The organism is Mesorhizobium sp. Root552 (genome assembly GCF_001427285.1).
Classification (GTDB): domain Bacteria; phylum Pseudomonadota; class Alphaproteobacteria; order Rhizobiales; family Rhizobiaceae; genus Mesorhizobium.
Genome location: NZ_LMFV01000045.1, coordinates 15,925 through 35,053 on the forward strand (window position 1 = coordinate 15,925; position 19,129 = coordinate 35,053).

The 19,129-nt window shown below is 63.2% G+C and carries 20 protein-coding genes and 1 other RNA gene; 10 read left to right on the forward strand and 11 right to left on the reverse strand.

Going from position 1 to position 19,129, the window contains the following annotated elements; genetic code table 11:
- Positions 1-84 precede the first annotated feature (84 nt).
- Complete coding sequence (locus ASD50_RS24125; RefSeq protein WP_082549695.1) at positions 85-216, reverse strand: DUF559 domain-containing protein; 132 nt, start codon at positions 214-216, stop codon at positions 85-87.
- A 36-nt stretch (positions 217-252) separates the two neighbouring features.
- On the opposite strand from ASD50_RS24125, the gene ASD50_RS15135 reads away from it, so the two are divergent.
- Positions 253-672: a DUF5990 family protein gene (locus ASD50_RS15135; protein WP_056242864.1), complete on the forward strand. Its 420-nt coding sequence runs from the start codon at positions 253-255 to the stop codon at positions 670-672.
- A 33-nt stretch (positions 673-705) separates the two neighbouring features.
- Here ASD50_RS15135 and ASD50_RS15140 read toward each other — a convergent pair whose 3' ends face one another.
- A complete protein-coding gene (locus ASD50_RS15140; RefSeq protein ID WP_056242865.1) occupies positions 706-3,528 on the reverse strand; it encodes an ATP-dependent helicase in 2,823 nt (940 codons plus the stop codon).
- A gap of 251 nt (positions 3,529-3,779) precedes the next feature.
- Between ASD50_RS15140 and ASD50_RS15145 the strand changes: the two genes are divergently transcribed.
- A complete protein-coding gene (locus ASD50_RS15145; protein WP_056242868.1) occupies positions 3,780-4,028 on the forward strand; it encodes a hypothetical protein in 249 nt (82 codons plus the stop codon).
- 26 nt (positions 4,029-4,054) lie between these two features.
- Here the strand turns inward: ASD50_RS15145 and ASD50_RS15150 are convergent, their stop codons facing one another.
- Positions 4,055-4,309, reverse strand: a complete 255-nt coding sequence (locus tag ASD50_RS15150; protein WP_056242870.1) for a hypothetical protein — start codon at positions 4,307-4,309, stop codon at positions 4,055-4,057.
- 89 nt (positions 4,310-4,398) lie between these two features.
- Positions 4,399-4,881: a thioesterase family protein gene (locus ASD50_RS15155; protein ID WP_056242872.1), complete on the reverse strand. Its 483-nt coding sequence runs from the start codon at positions 4,879-4,881 to the stop codon at positions 4,399-4,401.
- Between the two features lie 114 nt (positions 4,882-4,995).
- On the opposite strand from ASD50_RS15155, the gene ASD50_RS15160 reads away from it, so the two are divergent.
- Both ASD50_RS15160 and ASD50_RS15165 read left to right on the forward strand, forming a co-directional pair.
- Complete coding sequence (locus tag ASD50_RS15160) at positions 4,996-6,408, forward strand: FAD-binding oxidoreductase (protein WP_056242876.1); 1,413 nt, start codon at positions 4,996-4,998, stop codon at positions 6,406-6,408.
- 76 nt (positions 6,409-6,484) lie between these two features.
- Positions 6,485-10,390 carry an AsmA-like C-terminal region-containing protein gene (locus ASD50_RS15165; RefSeq protein ID WP_056242877.1) on the forward strand — a complete coding sequence of 1,302 codons (3,906 nt, stop codon included), beginning with the start codon at positions 6,485-6,487 and terminating at the stop codon, positions 10,388-10,390.
- A gap of 62 nt (positions 10,391-10,452) precedes the next feature.
- Here ASD50_RS15165 and ASD50_RS15170 read toward each other — a convergent pair whose 3' ends face one another.
- The 5 genes from ASD50_RS15170 to ssrA all read right to left on the reverse strand — a co-directional run bounded on the left by ASD50_RS15170 (position 10,453) and on the right by ssrA (position 12,663).
- Positions 10,453-10,668, reverse strand: a complete 216-nt coding sequence (locus ASD50_RS15170) for a ribbon-helix-helix domain-containing protein (protein ID WP_056242878.1) — start codon at positions 10,666-10,668, stop codon at positions 10,453-10,455.
- Positions 10,669-10,706: 38 nt separating this feature from the next.
- Positions 10,707-10,904 (reverse strand): DUF4169 family protein, encoded by a 198-nt coding sequence (locus ASD50_RS15175; protein ID WP_056242879.1) that lies wholly within the window; start codon positions 10,902-10,904, stop codon positions 10,707-10,709.
- 23 nt (positions 10,905-10,927) lie between these two features.
- Positions 10,928-11,470, reverse strand: a complete 543-nt coding sequence (locus ASD50_RS15180; RefSeq protein WP_056242880.1) for an SspB family protein — start codon at positions 11,468-11,470, stop codon at positions 10,928-10,930.
- Between the two features lie 129 nt (positions 11,471-11,599).
- The gene (locus ASD50_RS15185; RefSeq protein WP_056242882.1) at positions 11,600-12,187 is read right to left on the reverse strand and encodes an AAA family ATPase; all 588 of its coding nucleotides are present in this window, start codon (positions 12,185-12,187) and stop codon (positions 11,600-11,602) included.
- Between the two features lie 114 nt (positions 12,188-12,301).
- Positions 12,302-12,663: a transfer-messenger RNA gene (gene ssrA, locus ASD50_RS22665) on the reverse strand.
- A gap of 174 nt (positions 12,664-12,837) precedes the next feature.
- Between ssrA and ASD50_RS15190 the strand changes: the two genes are divergently transcribed.
- Positions 12,838-13,146: a DUF2853 family protein gene (locus ASD50_RS15190; RefSeq protein ID WP_056242883.1), complete on the forward strand. Its 309-nt coding sequence runs from the start codon at positions 12,838-12,840 to the stop codon at positions 13,144-13,146.
- A gap of 303 nt (positions 13,147-13,449) precedes the next feature.
- Positions 13,450-14,244 carry a thymidylate synthase gene (locus tag ASD50_RS15195; RefSeq protein ID WP_056242884.1) on the forward strand — a complete coding sequence of 265 codons (795 nt, stop codon included), beginning with the start codon at positions 13,450-13,452 and terminating at the stop codon, positions 14,242-14,244.
- A 192-nt stretch (positions 14,245-14,436) separates the two neighbouring features.
- On the opposite strand, the gene ASD50_RS15200 is transcribed toward ASD50_RS15195, so the two are convergent.
- On the reverse strand, positions 14,437-14,643 hold the full coding sequence (locus ASD50_RS15200) for a TOBE domain-containing protein (RefSeq protein ID WP_056242885.1): 207 nt from the start codon (positions 14,641-14,643) through the stop codon (positions 14,437-14,439).
- Positions 14,644-14,910: 267 nt separating this feature from the next.
- On the opposite strand from ASD50_RS15200, the gene modA reads away from it, so the two are divergent.
- The 4 genes from modA to ASD50_RS15220 all read left to right on the forward strand — a co-directional run bounded on the left by modA (position 14,911) and on the right by ASD50_RS15220 (position 18,135).
- On the forward strand, positions 14,911-15,714 hold the full coding sequence (gene modA, locus ASD50_RS15205) for a molybdate ABC transporter substrate-binding protein (protein ID WP_200952424.1): 804 nt from the start codon (positions 14,911-14,913) through the stop codon (positions 15,712-15,714).
- Between the two features lie 176 nt (positions 15,715-15,890).
- Positions 15,891-16,595: a molybdate ABC transporter permease subunit gene (modB, locus tag ASD50_RS15210; protein ID WP_056242888.1), complete on the forward strand. Its 705-nt coding sequence runs from the start codon at positions 15,891-15,893 to the stop codon at positions 16,593-16,595.
- The gene (gene modC, locus ASD50_RS15215; protein ID WP_056242890.1) at positions 16,592-17,704 is read left to right on the forward strand and encodes a molybdenum ABC transporter ATP-binding protein; all 1,113 of its coding nucleotides are present in this window, start codon (positions 16,592-16,594) and stop codon (positions 17,702-17,704) included. Before modB ends, modC begins: the two co-directional genes overlap by 4 nt.
- A gap of 89 nt (positions 17,705-17,793) precedes the next feature.
- A complete protein-coding gene (locus ASD50_RS15220; protein ID WP_056242892.1) occupies positions 17,794-18,135 on the forward strand; it encodes a winged helix-turn-helix domain-containing protein in 342 nt (113 codons plus the stop codon).
- Positions 18,136-18,283: 148 nt separating this feature from the next.
- On the opposite strand, the gene cobF is transcribed toward ASD50_RS15220, so the two are convergent.
- Positions 18,284-19,057 carry a precorrin-6A synthase (deacetylating) gene (gene cobF, locus ASD50_RS15225; RefSeq protein ID WP_056242894.1) on the reverse strand — a complete coding sequence of 258 codons (774 nt, stop codon included), beginning with the start codon at positions 19,055-19,057 and terminating at the stop codon, positions 18,284-18,286.
- Between the last annotated feature and the right edge of the window lie 72 nt (positions 19,058-19,129).

The window sequence follows — 19,129 nt, forward strand, 5'->3', positions numbered from 1 at the left end:
TGGAAACAATGGATTGGATGTAGCGCGGTTAGTGCTTGATCCACACTTGGCTAAGTTGGCTCAGCCGCGCTCGACATCGCGCTGCTATTGCGCCTGCTGTCCACCATCGAGCCCAACGATCAACCGGGCCTCGAAGCAGGCAAAATCCAGGATGTAGGCCAAGAGTGGAACCGGATGCTTGAATTTCAACCCTGCCAGTGGCCCTAATGTGAGCAAATCACATTTGTCGTCTCTCGGCGGGAGGAAAGCCGAATGGGTCTACGTCCAACGGTCACGCTCAGGCTGACGATCGAAAACCCGGTCTCGGGCGTTACCTACAGCCTTCAGGATGGCAAAAGCACGCCGGTGAATGCTGTCGTTGCAACTGACTTGCCGCTTTCACTTGATGTGCCTGTGCGCGTTGGTCCTGAATCGAAACTGACCGGTGAGTTTGTCCGGCGCGAAGGGCCTGAGCGCCGTTTCATTTACATCGCGATCGGCGCACAGGCCGGGGATGAGGGCTCCCCTTGGAGCCGCAGGGCCAAGATCGATGTTCACGACATCGCGGATCAGCACCTGGACGAGGCTATCCAAGGAAAGGTTCTTGAGTGCCGGTTGCCGGGCCGGGCCAACGATGACGGACCTGCGTGCGGCACGGTAAGGCCGCTCAACAAATGGATCGTCATCAAGTAGCCGGCGACGGCGCGGCGGAGCGGAAGCAGGCTCTCACACCGGCGTCACGAAGCCGTCGAGCACTTTTTTCTGGCCGGCGCGGTCGAAGTCGATGGTGAGCTTGTTGCCTTCGATGGCCGCGATGTTGCCGTTGCCGAATTTCTGGTGGAAGACGCGGTCGCCGACATTGAAGGGCGAGGGGGCGTCGGCGACGGATTTGGCGACCAGTTCGCCTTCGATGGTGCGGCCCTTGACCGAGCCGCGCCCGGCGCCATAGCCGGAATCCGTCTCGCCATAGCCGATGCGTTCGACCGCGTGGCCGGAGCGCGTGCCCCAGTTGCGGTCGGTTGCTTCCGTGCGGTTCGCCTGAGCGCGCTGCCAGCCCGGCGTGGCATAGGTGTTGGAGAAGGAGCCGCCTTGATTTGCGCTCTGGTCGCCGCGCGCGGCGCGGCTGCCGGTTCCTGCCCCGCTTGGGGGTGAGCCGATGTTGTCGAAGCGCGATGCGCCGTATGGGTTCTGGCGTCCGCCACGCCCGGAGGCGAAGGACGAGCCGCCGTAAGGATTGCCATAGCCGCCATAGGAGTTGCCGGATTCGGCCACCTCGACATGGGCTTCCGGCAGCTCCTCAAGGAAGCGCGACGGGATGGTGGATTGCCACAGGCCGTGGATGCGGCGGTTGGAGACGAACCAGATGTGCAGGTTCTTCTTGGCGCGGGTGAGGCCGACATAGGCAAGGCGGCGCTCTTCCTCCAGCCCGGAGCGTCCGCCTTCGTCCAGCGCGCGCTGGTGCGGGAACAGGCCTTCTTCCCAGCCGGGCAGGAACACGGTCTCGAATTCGAGGCCCTTGGCGGAATGCAGCGTCATGATGGAGACGGCGTCGAGGTCTTCGTTCTGCTCGGCATCCATGACCAGCGCGACATGCTCGAGGAAGGAGCGCAGCGATTCGTACTCCTCCATCGAGCGGATCAGCTCCTTCAGGTTTTCCAGCCGCCCCGGTGCGTCGGCGGAGCGGTCGTTCTTCCACATGTCGGTGTAGCCGCTCTCCTCAAGGATGGTCTCGGCCAGCTCGGTATGCGGCGTGGTGTCGATGAGGCTTTGCCAGCGGGCGAAATTGGCCGCGACCTCGCGCAAGGCGGCGCGGGGCTTGGGCTTCAGTTCGTCGCTTTCGGCGAGCTTGCCGGCGGCTTCCAGCATCGGCACGCGCAGCGCGCGCGCCGTGTCGTGGATCTGGCGGATGGCGGATTCGCCAAGGCCGCGCTTCGGGACGTTCACAATGCGCTCGAAGGCGAGGTCGTCGGTGGGATTGGCGACGGTGCGCAGATAGGCCAGCGCATCGCGGATTTCCTGGCGTTCGTAGAAGCGCGGGCCGCCGATGACGCGGTAGTTCAGGCCGATCTCGATGAAGCGGTCTTCGAAGGAGCGCATCTGGAAGGACGCGCGCACGAGGATCGCCATGTCGTTGAGCGGATGCTTGCCGCGCTGATAGGCCTCGATGGTCTCGCCGATGGCGCGGGCTTCCTCGTCGGAATCCCATGCCGCATGCACGTTGACCTTGGCATCTTCCGGGTCCGGCCGGTCGGTGAACAGGGTTTTGCCGAGCCGGCCCTCATTGTGGGAAATGAGGTGCGAGGCCGCGCCCAATATGTGGGCCGTGGAGCGGTAATTGCGCTCCAGCCGGATGACGGTGGCGCCGGGGAAATCCTTTTCGAAGCGCAGGATGTTGTCCACCTCGGCCCCGCGCCAGCCGTAGATCGACTGGTCGTCATCGCCCACGCAGCAGATATTTACGCTCACGGCCGTACCGCCCTTCGGGCTGGCCTCCGCGGGGGCGGGCGAACCGTCGCCCGGCAGCCGGTCGGCTGCTCGGCCTTCGGCCGCATTTACGCTCGCGGGGGTTTTCTCGCTCACGGCCGCGCGCTCGCTTCGCTCGCTGGCCTGCGCGGGCGCGTCCGAAAAGTCGGGCGGGCGGCGGTCGCCGCCTCGGCCTGCGGCCGGATGGGGTGAGGGGCGGCGCGAGCCTTCCGGTCTCTGGGCCAGCAGGCGCAGCCACATATATTGGGCGGTGTTGGTGTCCTGATATTCGTCGACGAGGATGTATTTGAACTTGTTGTGGTACTCGGCCAGCACGTCGTGATGGGCGCGGAAGATGCGGATCGGATGGCACAAGAGGTCGCCGAAGTCGCAGGCGTTGAGCGTCGTCAGGCGGTCCTGATAGGCCTTGTAGAGTTCTCGGCCACGGCCATTGGCGAAGGCACGCGCGTCGCCTTCGGGAATGTCGGCGGGGCCGAGGCCCTTGTTCTTCCAGTTGTCGATCATCTGGGCGAAGGTGCGCGGCGCCCAACGCTTGTCGTCCAGCCCCTCGGCCTGGATCAACTGCTTGATGAGACGGATGACGTCGTCGGTGTCGAGGATGGTGAAGTCGGAGCGCAGTCCGGCGAGTTCGGCGTGCCTGCGAAGCAGTTTCACACCGATCGAGTGGAAGGTGCCGAGCCAAGGCATGCCCTCGACAGCTTCGCCAACCAGCATGCCGATGCGCTGCTTCATCTCGCGCGCGGCCTTGTTGGTGAAGGTGACGGCGAGGATCTGGCTTGGCCATGCCTTGCCCTGGCTGAGGATATGGGCGATGCGGGTGGTGAGCACGCGCGTCTTGCCGGTGCCGGCGCCGGCGAGCACGAGGACCGGGCCTTCGGTGGTTTCGACCGCCTTGCGCTGCTCGGGGTTGAGGCCGTTCAGGTAGTCGGGCGGGCCGTTCTGGCCATGACGCGCGGCCATGGCACGCGCAGCGATGCCGGAGGGCGCAGACGACCCACCCGCAGCAGCCGGACCCCGCTCAGGTTCGTCAAAGAATGGCATGTCGTCGTCTGGAAAACCGGACATCTGGTGCGAATGTAGTGATTCGGGCCAGAAAGGCCAGCGGTGTTGGTGTTTTGTTCACGCCGGGATGGAGGCGAGGGCGGACTGCAAATGGGCAATAGAGCGTTTCCGGAAATCCACACCGGGCAAGCTTATCGGCGCTTCAGGCGAGTTTGGCCTTGCCCCTGCGGCCTAGTCGTTTAAGTCTGTCGCGGTCAAAGCGCGCATCGATGGCCCGCGTCGTGTCGGGGCCGACTGGCGGCAAAGGACGAGGAATGGACGACAATTTCGACAAGGCCGGCATTGCGGTCATCATCGTGTTCGGCGCGCTTATCCTTGGCGGCCTGATGGCGGCCAACCTGGTGGCGGGCGACCGCAACGGCTTTCTTTTCGCGCTGGGCGCTTCCTTCGCGGCGTGGATTGCAGGCCATGTCGTTTTGTTCGACATGCCGCGCGTCTATGCGGTGCTGATCGCCATTGCCGCGCTGATGGCGGTTGCCTCGACGGTTTCCTTCACCTTCTAATTTTTCCGAATGCAGGTGAGGCCGGCCTAGGAGCGATAGCTTCGTGCGCCGCGCTTCGAACGCGCCTGCTTGAGGATGGCGCGCCAGCGAACCATGTCGAAGGGGATCGGGTCGCGGTTGGCCGTGATCTCGAAGATGCGGTTTTCGAGGTTCTTCAGCGAACGCCAGAAATCATAGTCCGACAGGCGCGGGTCGGCGGCGAGCCGCTCGGCTTCCAGCCTGACGCTGTTTGCCGCGCCGCGCCGCCGTTGATGAGCCGGCAGATCGTTTTGCGTGTCCATGACACTGGAGTGACCGCCACGGCGATTCGATGCAAACCGAACGGGCGGTCATCCCCATGTTTATGCCCTGCCGATGTAACGAAGCGTGTTCAGGCAGGCTTCCTGCGGATGCCGATGGAGCGGCCTGCGCGCTCCGGCCGGGGCAGGGCCGCGTGGGCGGCATGCATCGCTTCGAGATTTGCCGCGATATCCGGCGGGAAGGAAGCGACCTTGGGGCCGCTCATGTCGACATGCAGCGACATCGATTCGGAGGTGGCGGCGAGCCAGCCGTCGACGTGGCGGATTTCCTGATAGGCGTGGAGGCGCTTGGCGTCCCAATCGAGCAGGTGGAACGAGACGTTGACCTTGTGGTCGAGGTGGATTTCCTGAACGTAGCAGACGTGCACTTCCGCCGTGTAGATGGTGAACTTGCGTTCCCTGGCATAGGTCGGGCCCATGCCGAGCATCTCGAAAGCCTCGTCGGAGCCGCGATCGAACAGGACGTTGTAGTAGGCCATGTTGAGGTGGCCGTTGTAGTCGATCCAGTCCTTCTCGATATCCATCACGCGCGAGATCAAAGGGGCGGCGGTCATGCGGGGCGGGTCTCCATTCGACGTTCGATGTGCTGGACAATACGATTTGAAAGGCACAGTACGGATCGATAGACGCGTGGCAAGGGGCGGGGCTCGCCCATTCGCGGAGGACACATGGCTCTTAGCGACCTGATGGCGGTGGAACGCAACGAAGATGGCATCGCCGCCGTTCTCGGGATTCTCAAGCAGAGGTTCGGCGAACGCTTCCAGACCGGCCAGTCGATCCGCGAGCAGCACGGGCATACCACGACCTATATCCCGAACCAGATGCCGGACGGCGTGGTGTTTCCCGAGACGACGGCGGAAGTGCAGGACGTGGTGAGGGCCTGCGCCGAACACCGCGTTCCGATGATCGCCTTTGGCGTGGGGTCCTCGCTGGAAGGGCATGTGAATGCGCCGGGCGGCGGCATTTCGCTCGACACCTCGCGGATGAACCGCATCCTGGCCGTCAATGCCGAAGACCTCGACTGCACGGTGGAGCCGGGGGTGACGCGCGAGGATTTGAACAAATACCTGCGCGATACCGGCCTGTTTTTCCCAATCGATCCGGGCGCGAATGCCTCGCTGGGCGGCATGGCGGCCACGCGGGCGTCCGGCACCAACGCCGTGCGCTACGGCACCATGCGCGAGAGCGTGCTGTCACTGACGGCGGTGATGGCCAATGGCGAGACGGTGACGACGGCCAAGCGAGCGAAGAAAAGCTCGGCTGGCTACGACCTGACCCGGTTGCTGGTCGGTTCTGAAGGCACGCTTGGCATCATAACCTCGCTGACCTTGCGGCTGCAGGGCATACCGCAGGCGATTTCAGGCGGGGTGTGCCCGTTCCCGACATTGGATGCGGCCTGCCAGGCGGTGATCGCGACCATCCAGATGGGCATTCCGGTGGCGCGCATTGAGCTGGTGAACGGCCTGCAGATGCGGGCGATGAAGAACTATTCGAAGCTCGATTACCCAGAGGGTCCGTGCCTGTTCCTCGAGTTCCACGGCAGCGATGCCAGCGTGGCCGAGCAGGCTGAGAGTTTCGGCATGATCGCCGAGGAGCAGGGCGGCGGGCCGTTTTTGTGGACGAGCGTGGCGGAGGAGCGCGCCAAGCTTTGGGATGCGCGCCACAACGCCTACTGGGCTTCGCTGACGCTGAGGCCGGGCGCCAAGGGGCTTTCGACGGATGTGTGCGTGCCGATTTCGCGGCTGGCCGAGTGTGTCGCCGAGACCGAGGCCGATATTGCCGAAATGGGGCTGATCGCGCCGATCGTCGGCCATGCCGGCGACGGCAATTTCCATACGCTGGTGTTGATGGACCCGAACGACCCAGCCGAGATCGCCAAGGTGGAGGCTTTCGTGGCGCGGCTGAACATGCGGGCAATCGGGATGGACGGCACCTGCACGGGCGAGCACGGCATAGGGCAGGGCAAGGCCGGCTTCCTGCGCCACGAACTCGGCCACGGCGTCGATGTGATGCGCACGATCAAGCAGGCGCTCGACCCGCTCAACATCCTCAATCCGGGGAAGATCGTGCGGGTTGCATGACGGCAACGCAATTGCCTCTTTATCGACACGCCGATGCAGGTAGAGTGCGCCGAACCCAATCGAATGATCGAGGCTGATGCTCGCGCGCCTATTTGTGATCGTTGGCGGCCTGTTCGTGCTGGTGCTGATTGCAGCGCTGGCGGTGCCGCCTTTCATCGACTGGAAGGGCTATCGCGCCGATTTCGAGCGCGAGGCAAGCGCCGTGCTTGGCCGCAAGGTGACGGTGCGCGGCGATGCGACCGCGCGCCTCTTGCCGTTTCCATCCGTGACCTTTTCCGATGTCGCGGTGGCGGGTGGGCCGGACGGCCAGCCCGCAATGACGGTCGAGACCTTTTCGATGGATGCGGAGCTTGCACCTTTCCTGCGCGGCGAAGTGCTGATCTTCGACATGCGGCTGGTGCGGCCGAAGGGCACCATCGATGTCGGTTCCGACGGCGCGATAGACTGGACGGTGCGGCCATCTTCACCCTTTGACGCCAGCCAGATCGCCATCGAGAAGCTGACCATCACCGATGGCGAGGTGAAGCTTCACCACGGAGCGGGCGGGCGCAGCCATGTTCTCTCCGAAATCAATTCGACCGTTTCGGCAAAGTCGCTGATCGGGCCGTGGCGTCTCGACGGATCGCTTCTGTTCGACGGCCTGCGCAGCGCGGTGACCGCCTCGACCGGGCAGGTATCCGGGGACGGGCATATGCGGCTGAGGCTGCGGCTCGACCCGGAGGCCTATCCGCTGACCATCGAGACCGACGGCAATGCGCGGGTGGAAAACGGCGCTCTGCTCTATGCCGGCCAGTTCAAGATGCTGGAGGACGACAAGGGTGAAGTGACGCTGCGCGACGGCAGCGGAGAGGCGGTCAAGGTCAGCGACGCCAAGGCCGAGCCCGGCTACCGGATGAACGGCAAGTTCAGCCTCGACCACAAGCAGCTTGCCATCGATGAGTTCCGCTTCGAGACGGGACCGCTCGACAATCCCTACACCGCAGATGGCACGGCCTCGATCGCCTATGGCGATGAGCCGCGCTTCCGTATCGAGGCTTCCGGGGCGCAGGTGCAGTTCGACGAGGCGGTGGGGGGCGAGGCGAAATCCGGGCTGACGCTGGCGGAACGGGTCAGCGGCCTCGAAAAGGCGCTGCAGACGATCCCGCGACCGACCATTCCGGGTTCCGTCGAGGTGAAGCTTCCGGCGGTGGTGGCTGGCGATACCACGATCCGTGACGTGCATTTTTCAGCCGAGCCGGCGGAAGGCGGCTGGACGGTGCATTCGCTGGGCGCGACGCTGCCGGGCCGCTCGACGCTGGAAGCGGCGGGCAAGCTCAGCACTGGCGATGCATTCGGCTTCAGGGGCTCGCTGCTTTTGGCGGTGGCACAGCCTTCAGGTTTTGCCGCGTGGCTTTCCAAGGACGTGGACGAGGCGATCCGGCGGCTGCCGGCAGCCGGTTTCAAGGCCGATGTGGACATGACCAACGGCCAGCAGACGTTCAGCAACCTCGAACTCATCCTCGGCAAGGCCAAATTCAACGGCAGCATCGAGGCGAAGGAGCCGGGCGAGGCGAGGCCGTCGGTGGCGATGCAATTGAAGGGCGGCCAACTGGACGTGGAAGGGCTGGCGGCGTTTGCCTCCATCTTCGTCAGCGACAAGGGGGCGAACCGCTTTGCCGACCATGATCTCGATTTCCAGATCGTGGCCGGGCCGGTGGATGCCGGCGGGATGACGGCGGACAAGGTCGATACGGCGCTGCGGCTGCGCGAAGGCGTGCTGGAGGTGGACCGGCTTGCCGTCACCGGACTGGCTGGTGCTTCGATCAGCGCGACGGGCCGGATCAAGGACTTTCCGGCCAGCCCGACCGGCAACCTCGATGCCACGGTGGTGGCGGTCGATCTTGCGCCGCTGATCGATGCGGCGGCGGAGCGCTATCCCGGAAATGTCGTGCTGAAAGGGCTGGCGGAGCGCGCCAAGGCCTATGGCGGCCTGTTCGAGGATGCGCGCATCGACTTCGTGACAAGCGCCGCCGAAAACGGCGACGGCACCACCGGCCTGGCGGTTTCCGCGCAGGGGACAACGGGCGGTTCCGCCTTTTCGGCAACGCTTTCGGCGCAGGGCAAGATGGCAGAGTTGGCGAAGGCCCCGCTGGCGCTGACATTCAACGCCCGCAACGACGACGCGACGGCGCTTCTGGCGCTCTATGGACTGCCGGCGCTGCCGCTTGGCCTGACGGGCGCGGGCACAACCGACATTGCCGCCAAGGGCACGCTTGGCGATGGGCTGGCGACAACCGCCAGCCTGAACGGCGAAGACTTCAAGGCAGGCTTTGACGGCAGCGTTGCAGCCACCGCCCAAGGTCCGGCGATCAAGGGCACGGTGAGCCTGGAGGCAGCCGACGTCGAGCCGTGGCTGATGACGGCAGGTGTCGCGCTGCCCGGCATGGGCACGGGCACGTCCGCCGCGTTCAATGCCGAGGCCGACTATGCCAACGGGCTTCTGGTGCTGGGTGGGCTGACTGGCGCGGTCAACGAAATCGCGGTTTCTGGCGACATCAATGCGGCGATCAAGGGCGGCAAGCCGCTCCTGACCGGGGCCGTGGTCGTGGACGAGGTCGATCTCGACCCGGCGGCGGTGATGCTGTTCGGAGACCCATCGTTCGCGCAGGCGGCGAAGGGCTGGCCGACGGCGCCGTTTGCGCAGGCGTCGGCGGTGCCGTTCAACGCCGAACTCGACATCAGCACGGCAACGCTGGCGGCAGGGCGCTTCGCGACCGCCTATGATGCGACGCTGTCGATGAAACTCGACGATGACGGGCTTCGCGTTTCGGGGCTGAAGGCAAAGCTGTTCGGCGGCGAGCTTTCCGGCATGTTCGAGTTGAAGAACACGGATGGAACCGGCCTGCTGAACGGGCAGATGGCGGTTTCGGGGGCAGACTTGAGCGCGGCGCTGCCCAATGGCGGCATTTCCGGCAGCGGCAATTTCTCCTCCTCGGTCTCGACCAGCGGCAAGTCGGTGGACGGCATGATCGCGGCCTTGTCAGGCTCTGGCACGGCATCGCTGAAAGGCGTGACGATCGAAAATCTGAATGCCGCCGCGCTGCCGGCATTTCTGGCCAAGGCGGATGAGATCGGGCGCGATATCGATGCGCCGAAAACGGCGGCTTTCGCCCCGCAGATCGCGGCGCAGGGGAATTTCCCGGCGCAGGACGCGGATATCGCCTTCACCATCGCAAACGGCGTGCTGCGCGCGCCGCCGGTGACCTTTGCCAACGCCGATTCGCAACTGAGCGCCGATCTCAGCGCCGACCTTACGGCGGGAACGGTGGCGGCGCATGGAACGATTGCCTACCAGGCCGGCGATGATGCGCTGGTGGGGTCCGAGCCGGCGCTGAATTTCACCATCGAGGGAGCGCCTGCCGCGACGACGCGCAGCTTCGACAGCGCGCCGCTGGCCCAGTTCCTGACGCAACGGTCGCTGGAAAAGGAACAGCAGCGGGTCGAAGCGATGCAGGCTGTGCTTCTGGAAAAGCAGAGGCTGAGGCGCGAGGTCCGCTACTATGCGGCCTTGCAGACGGAGCGCGAGCGGGCGGCGGAGGAACTGCGCCGGCAGGAAGAAGAAGCGCGGCTGAAAGCCGAGGCCGAGGCGAAAGCCGCGGCAGACGCGAGGGCAAAAGCCGAAGCGGAAGCAAAGGCGGCCGTGGAGGCGGAAGCTGCCGCAAAGGCCGAGGCAGACGCGAAAGCTGCGGACGAGGCGGCGAAGGCCGAGGCCGACCAGAAGGCGCGCGAAGAGGCGGAGCGGCAGAAGGCTGAACAGGCGATGCGGGAGGCAGAGGCGGAGCGGGCAAGGCTGGAAGCGGAGCGCAACAAGACGACGCAATTGCCCGGCGTGGAGCGCCAGCCGCTGCCGCCAGCCAACGACAATGCGCCCGCGCAAGAGCCGCAGCAGAATGCGGAGCCATTCTCGTTGGAGAATTTGTTGAAATCTCTGGATGGCGGCTGAGCTTTAGCCGGATCGCGGTGCGCGGAATGGCCTGGCGGCCGTGCCAGGCGTCAGGTGTTGCGCTATCGGCGCTTGGCCCAGTCCAGCACATGAAGTCGGAGCGCGGACGACAGGTTGGCGGTGCGCGGGCGGTTTTCGTCGATTTCGGCGATCAGAGCGGCGAGCGGCATGTCGCGGGCGGCGGCAATGGCGACCAGATCGTCATGAAAGGGCCTTTCCAGCGAGTAGCTGGTGCGGTGGCCGCGAATGGTGACCGAGTGCTTTTCGACGATTGCCATCGCCGCTCACCGCGAGGCGGTGGGTGGGAACATGCCAGTCATTGATCGCCGGGTTCGTGGCCGGGCGAACGGCGGTGCGCGTCGAGGAAAGTTGTTGCCTTGCGCTCAAGCAGGCCTTCACGCTCGCGCTCGGCCTTGCTGCGGCCATGGATGGCGCGGTTTTCCGCAGCGATACGTTCCTTCTCGCTGCGTGCCTTGTGCTTACGGGCCTGGCGCAGGTTGACGATTTCGGCCATCGCGATGCGCCCCTTGCGGCGGTCTACTTCTTGCGGAAGGCGTCGAGCGAAACGACGTCGGCTCCCTTGCCTGCCGATGCGTCGGCGGCGGGTTCCTTCTTTTCCGTCTCGGCGGATTTTTTCTTCGAAGCCGGCGCGGGCTTTGCTTCCGCGACGATGGAAATCGGCGGTGCCTCGGGTTCGGCGGGCTCGGCTGCTTCCGAGGGTTCGGACTTGACGTCGAATTCGAGCTCGAAGTTCACCGAGGGGTCATAGAAGCCGCGTACGGCAGAGAACGGGATCTCCAGCTTTTCGGGAATGTCGGAGAAGGAAAGGCCGATTTCGAAGCCGGTGTCGGTTACTTTCAGGTCCCAGTACTGGAACTGGATGACGATGGTCATCTGTTCGGGATAGCGCTCGCGCAGGCGGCTGGAAATGCGTACGCCGGGTGCGCCGGTGAGGAATGTGATGAAGAAATGATGGTTGCCGGGCAGGCCGGCGCGCGCGACTTCGGCCAGCACCTTGCGCATCACGCCGCGCAGGGCTTCCTGGGCGAGAATGTCGTAGCGGATGTGGTCGTCGGCCATGGGTAGTCCCGTTGAATCGCCTGAATAGCTGTAATGAAGCTTGGGGGCCTCGTAAACCGCATATACGTCAACCGCATATAGAAGACTGAGCGGGACGCGCCAGATGTGCGCCTGCAATTTTGCCTTGAGCTACCGCAGCGGGTGCGGATCGCGGGCCGAAACGCTGGATTGCAAGCCGCTTTCGGCGAGAAGAAAGCGGACGCGCTCGTCGAGCGGGGCGCGCGGCAACGGCACCAGCTCATAGCCGAGGCTGGAATAGGTTTCGACCATCGCGGCGTGGGTAAGTTCGGCTTCCGCCAAGGTCTGGTGGCGTTCAGTATCTTGCGTGAAGATTTCCGGCCAAGGCGGCGCGATGAAGACGCTGCGCCGGTAGCGGTGCAGCCTTGCCGCTTCAAGCATGTACGGCGGGACGGCAAGGCCGTTCAGCTTGAGATAGCCGATGGTATCGGGGATGCCGCGGTCGAAGAACACGGGGCCTGACTCGGCGCCGGCTGCTGCATGGGAGCGCAATTCCCAACAGAGCATCAGTTCGGCAAAGAGCGCGGCATCGCGCCAGGGCAGGGCCGGGCCGCCGATTGCCTGCTGGTGCTGGATAATGCCGCGTCCGGCCTCGGGCGAGGTGGCGAAGCCCCGGCGGCGCAATGCTTCGATCAGTGTCGTCTTGCCGGAACCGGGGCCGCCGGTGATGACGATGAAGCGATTGGCAAGGTCTGGCATGTGGCTTTCCGAAGGGGAGGCTGGCTTAGGGAAGAAATGACGCACAGGTTCATGGACGCAGAAGCGCGTGCAACCTGGAATGGCGGTAGGTCTACGAGGCGGAAATGTGGGAGAAGTGGAGGTTTCTGTTGCCAGGTACCTCCGAACCCCGCCTAGAGGGGCTAACCCCTAGGGCTTGATTCGAGACTGTCGCACCGCATTAAGCAGCGAGACGTGCCTCAGCATAGTTGTCGTTTGCAACTATAAGTTTAGCCCGATAACGGTGGTACAATGCCGGGCAAAAGTACGATCTTTACACCTTCGTCGATCCTATTTCGCCCCCAGCAAAAGCCGCCCCGCATGCGCACGGCGGTTTTTGGTGGAGGCGCCGGGTACCGCCCCCGGGTCCGAACGGCTTATTTCATCGCCCATTTATCGCCATAGTCGGTCAAGCCGACGAACCGAATATAGGGGGCGGCGTCGGCAAATGGAAGAGCGGCAGGCCCGTGGTTGTTGTCTACCGGGATTGCAACGCAAAGTCTTGACTCTGTACGCCAGTTTCCACGAAGGTTCGCCGGTGGTGCAGGGGGACTCACCTAGCGTGCAGGTTGCAGCAGATGCCCATCCCCCGGCGCCTGATGTGAAATTTGGCTCCGATGAGGGGAAATTCCATGGCTGACTACCTTGCAGACGTGAAGAAGTACGATGCCGGCGCTGATGCCGCTGTGGTCGAAAAGATCGTGAAGCATCTGGGCATTGCGCTTCGAAACAAGGATTCTTCGCTTGTTGCCGCCAGCGACAAGAAGGAACTCGACCGCGTGCGCGACAATTGGGGCGTGAAGAAGCTTGGCGTCGATGCAGCCAAGGCGGAAGCCGCTGTCGCCAAAGTTGCCAAGGCCATGGCCGCCGACAGCTCGAAAGGCCGCGTGACCTTCTATTATCTGGTTGCAAAGGAACTCAGCAAACTCAAATCCCTGTAATTGTTTCACGCCATGGTGGGCTGCAATTGGCGATTTTCTGCGCTACCGGTGCTCACGTACCTTAAGTACGCTCCGCTCCGGTTCTCGAACATCGCCATTTTCGTCTCACCCTGACGCGAAACGTCCGCGCCCGAAAGATTGACCTTATGATAAGGCCATCGGGTAGCTGTTCCCTCGGCTTCGATGCCTTGTCGCGTTGAAGCTGTGGGCGTGGCTGCGCCGGGGGCGGTTTCGGGTATTCGGTAACGGATTGCGGGGCTATACTGACCCTCCACCGAATCGCATGGCAATCGGACGGGACCGATGCGGCAATATCTCGATCTCCTGCAGCATGTGCTGGACAACGGCACCGACCGGGGCGACCGCACCGGGACGGGTACACGTTCCGTATTCGGCTACCAGATGCGCTTCGATCTCGAACGCGGCTTTCCGGTCATCACGACGAAAAAGCTGCACCTGAAGTCGATCATCCATGAGCTTTTGTGGTTCCTGGCCGGCGACACCAATATCAAATATCTCAACGACCACGGCGTCACCATCTGGGACGAGTGGGCGGACGAGAAAGGCGATCTCGGCCCGGTCTACGGACGCCAATGGCGCTCATGGCCCGATGGCGATGGTGGTGAGATCGACCAGATCGCGAATCTTCTCATAGAGTTGCGGCGAAATCCTCAATCGCGCCGACTGATCGTGTCGGCCTGGAACCCGGCGCAAGTGGACGACATGGCCTTGCCGCCTTGCCACTGCCTGTTCCAGTTCTACGTTTCCAACGGCCGGCTGTCATGCCAGCTTTACCAGCGCTCGGCGGACATCTTCCTCGGCGTGCCGTTCAATATCGCGTCCTACGCGCTGCTGACCATGATAGTGGCGCAGGTGACGGGGCTGAAGGCGGGTGACTTCGTGCATACGCTGGGCGACGCACACATCTACAGCAATCATTTCGAACAGGCGCGCGAGCAGCTTACCCGCACGCCCAAGCCGTTGCCGACGATGTGGATCAATCCGAAAGTGGACGACCTGTTTGCTTTCCGCTTCGAGGACTTCCGGCTGGACAACTACGTTGCCGATGCCTCGATCAAGGCACCAATCGCGGTTTGAACGGAAAGCTGTCGCTAGGGTCAGGCCCTATTAATCCCGTCCGATCCGAAGGACGATCGAACTGGCGTCGAACTGCTGCGCCAAAGTCCTCGACCGGGGGGACGACCCCGTTTCGAGGACTTCCGGCTGGACAAATATGTTGCCGATGCCTCGATCAAGGCGCCGATTGCGGTTTGAGCGGAAAGCTGGTCGCTAGCTTACTGCGACCATGACGTCGGATGCCTTGATGACGGCATAGGCTTCCGCGCCGACCTTAAGCTTCAGCTCATCGACTGCCTCGTTGGTGATCGAAGCGGTGACGATCGCGCCGCCGATGTCGATGCGCACATGTGCCGTGGTCGCACCCTTGGCAACCTCGACAATCTTGCCCTTGAGCTGGTTGCGTGCGCTGATTTTCATGTGAAGTCTCCTGATGTGATGCCGGTCGCCTTTATATGGAAAAGCTTGTGTCTTGGCGATGGCATGCCGATCTGGCCACCCGATTTTCCAGCTTTTCGACCTGCTTAAAGCTCGGGCTGCACCTCATTGTTCCCAAAGGGTGGGGGGAACAATTTTTGGACAATCCCGAGCAAAAGACTTCCATTGTTATATTCAGATGGATATATCGTTTTGCGGCTTTGGCCAGATTAATTGGCAATAGAGTTGCGACAGCTCAGGGAGATTTTCATGTTGACGGGTAAGGGTTTTGGTTTGAAGGCGCTCGCCGCCGCCGGCGGTTTTGCCGCGATGATGATGGCGATGGCGCCGGCAGCGCAGGCCGACGACGAGGTGATCGTGTTCGCCGCTGCGAGCCTGAAGAACGCCCTCGATGCGGTGAATACGGCCTGCCAGCCGGAAGTTGGCGAAGCTGCCAAGATTTCCTATGCGGCAAGCTCCGCATTGGCCAAGCAGATCGAGGAAGGCGCGCCGGCCGACGTGTTCATCTCCGCCGATCTCGACTGGATGAAGTATCTTTCCGAGAAGAAGCTGACCAAGACTGACACCGAAGTGCAGTTGCTCGGCAACCGTATCGTGCTGGTTGCGCCGAAGGATTCAAAGGCCGAGGTAAAGCTTGAGAAGGGCGCGGATCTGGCTGCGGTGATCGGCGACGGCAGGCTGGCGATGGGTGACGTCAAGGCGGTTCCAGCCGGCAAGTACGGCAAGGAAGCGCTGGAATCGCTTGGCATGTGGAGCTCGGTTGAGGGCAAGCTCGCCCAGGCCGAAAACGTGCGCGCCGCGCTGAAGCTGGTGGCGACGGGTGAGGCTGCGGCCGGCATCGTCTATGCGACCGACGCCGTTGCGGAGCCCGGCGTCAAGGTCATCGGCACGTTCCCGGAAGATTCGCACAAGCCGATCATCTACCCGGTTGCGCAGACTGCGGAATCCAAGGACGACGATACGCCGGCTTTCCTCAAGTGCCTGCGCACCGATGCGGCCAAGAAGCTGTTCGAAGAGCAGGGCTTCACGGTTCTGGCGCCAGCCAGCAACTGAGGTGTTGTGTTGAAATTCGGCTGACGACAGCCTGCGAATGGCGTTTTTCCGTAGCGCCGGTGCTGATGCGCGTTGCATGCATTCTGTCCCGGTTCTCGAAGATCGCCATTGCGGGCTTGCGTTGGCCTGAATATCAACAGACCCTGACATCCAACCGGACGTTTCAGAAGTAAGACATGAACTGGCTGCTGGACCTCACTCCCGACGAATGGAATGCGGTCCGGCTGTCGATCAAGGTGGCGACGGTGGCGATGCTGGCCAGCGTTCCGCCCGCCATATTCATTGCCTATGCGTTGGCGCGCTGGCGCTTCTGGGGCAAGACGATGGTGAACGGGCTCGTCCATCTGCCGCTGGTGCTGCCGCCAGTGGTGACGGGCTACCTGCTTTTGCTGGCGTTTGGCCGACGCGGCCCGGCGGGGGCGTTTTTGGCTGAACATTTCGGCATTGTCTTTTCCTTCCGCTGGACGGGCGCCGCACTTGCCTGCGCGGTGATGGGTTTTCCGCTGATGGTGAGGGCAATCCGGCTTTCCATCGAATCGGTCGACCGCAAGCTCGAGGCCGCCGCCGGAACGCTGGGGGCCAATCCGCTATGGGTGTTCACGATCGTGACGCTGCCACTGATCCTGCCCGGCATCATTGCCGGTGCGATCCTGTCCTTCGCCAAGGCGATGGGCGAGTTTGGCGCGACCATTACGTTTGTTTCCAACATTCCGGGCGAAACGCAGACGCTGCCCTCGGCGATCTATACTTTCACGCAGGTGCCGGGCGGCGACGAAGGGGCGCTGAGGCTGACGCTTATCAGTATCGTTATTTCGATGCTGGCACTGGTTGCATCTGAGGTGCTGGCGCGCCGGGTTGGCAAGCGGATGGACATCGAATGACGATCCTGGTCGACATTCGCCAGAAGCTGGGCGCTTTCGAACTGGATGCCAGTTTCGCCAGCGAGGGAAGGCTTACGGCCCTGTTTGGGCCCTCCGGTTCCGGCAAAAGCTCGCTGATCAACCTGATTGCCGGGCTTGCCCGACCACGGCAGGGCCGCATTGAAAGCGACGGCCGCGTGCTGGTCGATACCGCAAAGGGCGTGTTCGTGCCGCGCCACAAGCGGCGCATTGGCATGGTGTTCCAGGATGCGCGGCTGTTTCCGCATATGAGCGTGAAGAACAATTTGAATTTCGGACGCTGGTTCACGCCGGATAGCGAGCGCTATGTCGAACTGGATGCGGTGGTCGATCTGCTGGGGATCGGCGCGCTGCTGGAGCGGCGTCCGGGCAAGCTCTCCGGCGGTGAGAAGCAAAGGGTGGCGATAGGCCGCGCGCTTCTGGCCAGTCCGAGGCTGCTTTTGATGGACGAGCCGCTGGCTTCGCTGGATGAGGCGCGCAAGTCGGAAATCCTGCCCTATATCGAACGGCTGCGCGACGAGATGAAGATACCGATCGTCTATGTCAGCCATTCGATCAACGAAGTGGCGCGGCTGGCCAGCGACGTCGTCGTGCTGCAGACCGGCAAGGTTACGGCTTGCGGGCCGACCGTCGAAATCATGCAGCGGCTGGACCTTTTGCCTGCCGACGAGCGCGGCGAGGGCGGCGCGGTGCTGGAGACCAGGGTGGCGCGCCATGACGAAACCTTCGGCATGACGGTGCTTTCCTCGGCTGCCGGCGAGATCAGGGTGCCACGGGTCGATGTCGAGGTCGGCGCGCCGGTGCGCATACGCATTCGCGCACGCGACGTGATGATCGCGACGGAGCGGCCAAAGGGCCTGAGCGCCTTGAACATGCTGGCCGGAAAAGTGGCTGTGATCGACAAGGGCGCAGGCGCGACGGCCAATGTGAGGATCGACTGCGGCGGCGCGACGATCATGGCGCGGATCACCGAACAATCGCGACAGGGACTGAAGCTGGAACGCGGCCTGCCGGTGTTCGCGGTTATCAAGACCGTGAGTTTCGACCAGGCCAATACGGCTGCCGGCTTGCGCCGTGAACTGGACGCGTGACAAAAAAGCGGCACCGCTATTCCATTTTGGAATAGCGGTCTCGATAAAATGGCTTTATGCCTGTGTGAAGTGAACTGCGGACATGCGAGATGCCTTCCTTAAGCCTGCGCATTAATCTCGATCCTGACGGGCGTATCGGTCCCGGCAAGATCGAGTTGCTTGAAAACATTGCCTCGTTCGGGTCGATTTCGGCCGCGGCGCGGGCCATGGAGATGTCGTACAAGCACGCGTGGGACCTGGTCGAGGACATGAACCGAGTGTTCGGCAAACCGCTGGTGAGTGCGCAGACCGGGGGCAAGCGTGGCGGCGGCGCGCAATTGACGCCGATCGGGCTTGCGGTAGTGAGCCGCTTTCGCGCCATCGAGCGCGCTGCGGCATCTGCCGCTTCGACGCATATGCTGGCTCTGCAGGCTGAAATCGACGCCGGATGAGGGATCAGCGTGAGGACGGCCTGCAATGGCGGTTTCCTGCGCTTTTGATGCTCGCGTACTTTGGCACGCTCCGCTTGGGATCTCGAAAACCGCCATTTTCGGCTTGTCCTGACGCCAATCCCAAGGTGCGATGCGAAAAGGGCCGCTGCTAGTCTTCCGGTTCGCCAGGCTTGCGCAAAAGATAAGTGTCCATGATCCAGCCCTTGCGAGTCCGGGCTTCGGCGCGCGTTTCGACGATGCGGCTGCCGACGTCGCCGAGGCGGCCGGAGATGATGATCTCGTCCGGCGTGCCGAGATAAGCGCCCCAGTGGATGATGAGATCCTTGTCCGCAAGGGCCTGGAACGCGCATTTGCCGTCGAGCATGACGACGACGGAACCGGCATTGGCAGGCATGCCTTCCTCGGTCAGCCGGCGGCCGGTTGTGATCAGGATCGGGTCGCCGATGCGGTTCAGCGCAATCTGGTGGCTGGCGGTGAGCGCCTGAACGGCGGTGATGCCGGGGATGACCTGGACGGTGAATTCGACATTGCCGCGCTGCTTGACACGCTCGAGGATGCGCAGCGCGCTGTCATAGAGCGACGGATCGCCCCAGACCAGGAACGCGCCGCAGCCGTCCTCGGAAAGTTCGTCGCGGACCAGTGCTTCGTAGATGCCGGCGATGTTCTCGTGCCAATCGTCCACGGTTGCCCGGTAGGATGGCGCGGGTTCGTCGCGCACCGGCACGTCGAACTCGACGCGGCGGGATTTCGGGTTGGTGACGAAGCGGTCGCAGATTTCGCGGCGCAGGCCGGAGAGGTCGCTTTTTTTTGCACCCTTGTCCGGGATGAACAGCACGTCGGCGCGGTTCAGGCCGGAGATGGCCTGGATGGTCATATGTTCGGGATTTCCGGCGCCGATGCCGATGACGATAAGGGTTCGCATGGGCGGATTTCCTGCCTGATCGGGAAGTGCATGTCCAGCCGCGAACAGGCTGATCGGGCGCCGATGCTGCTA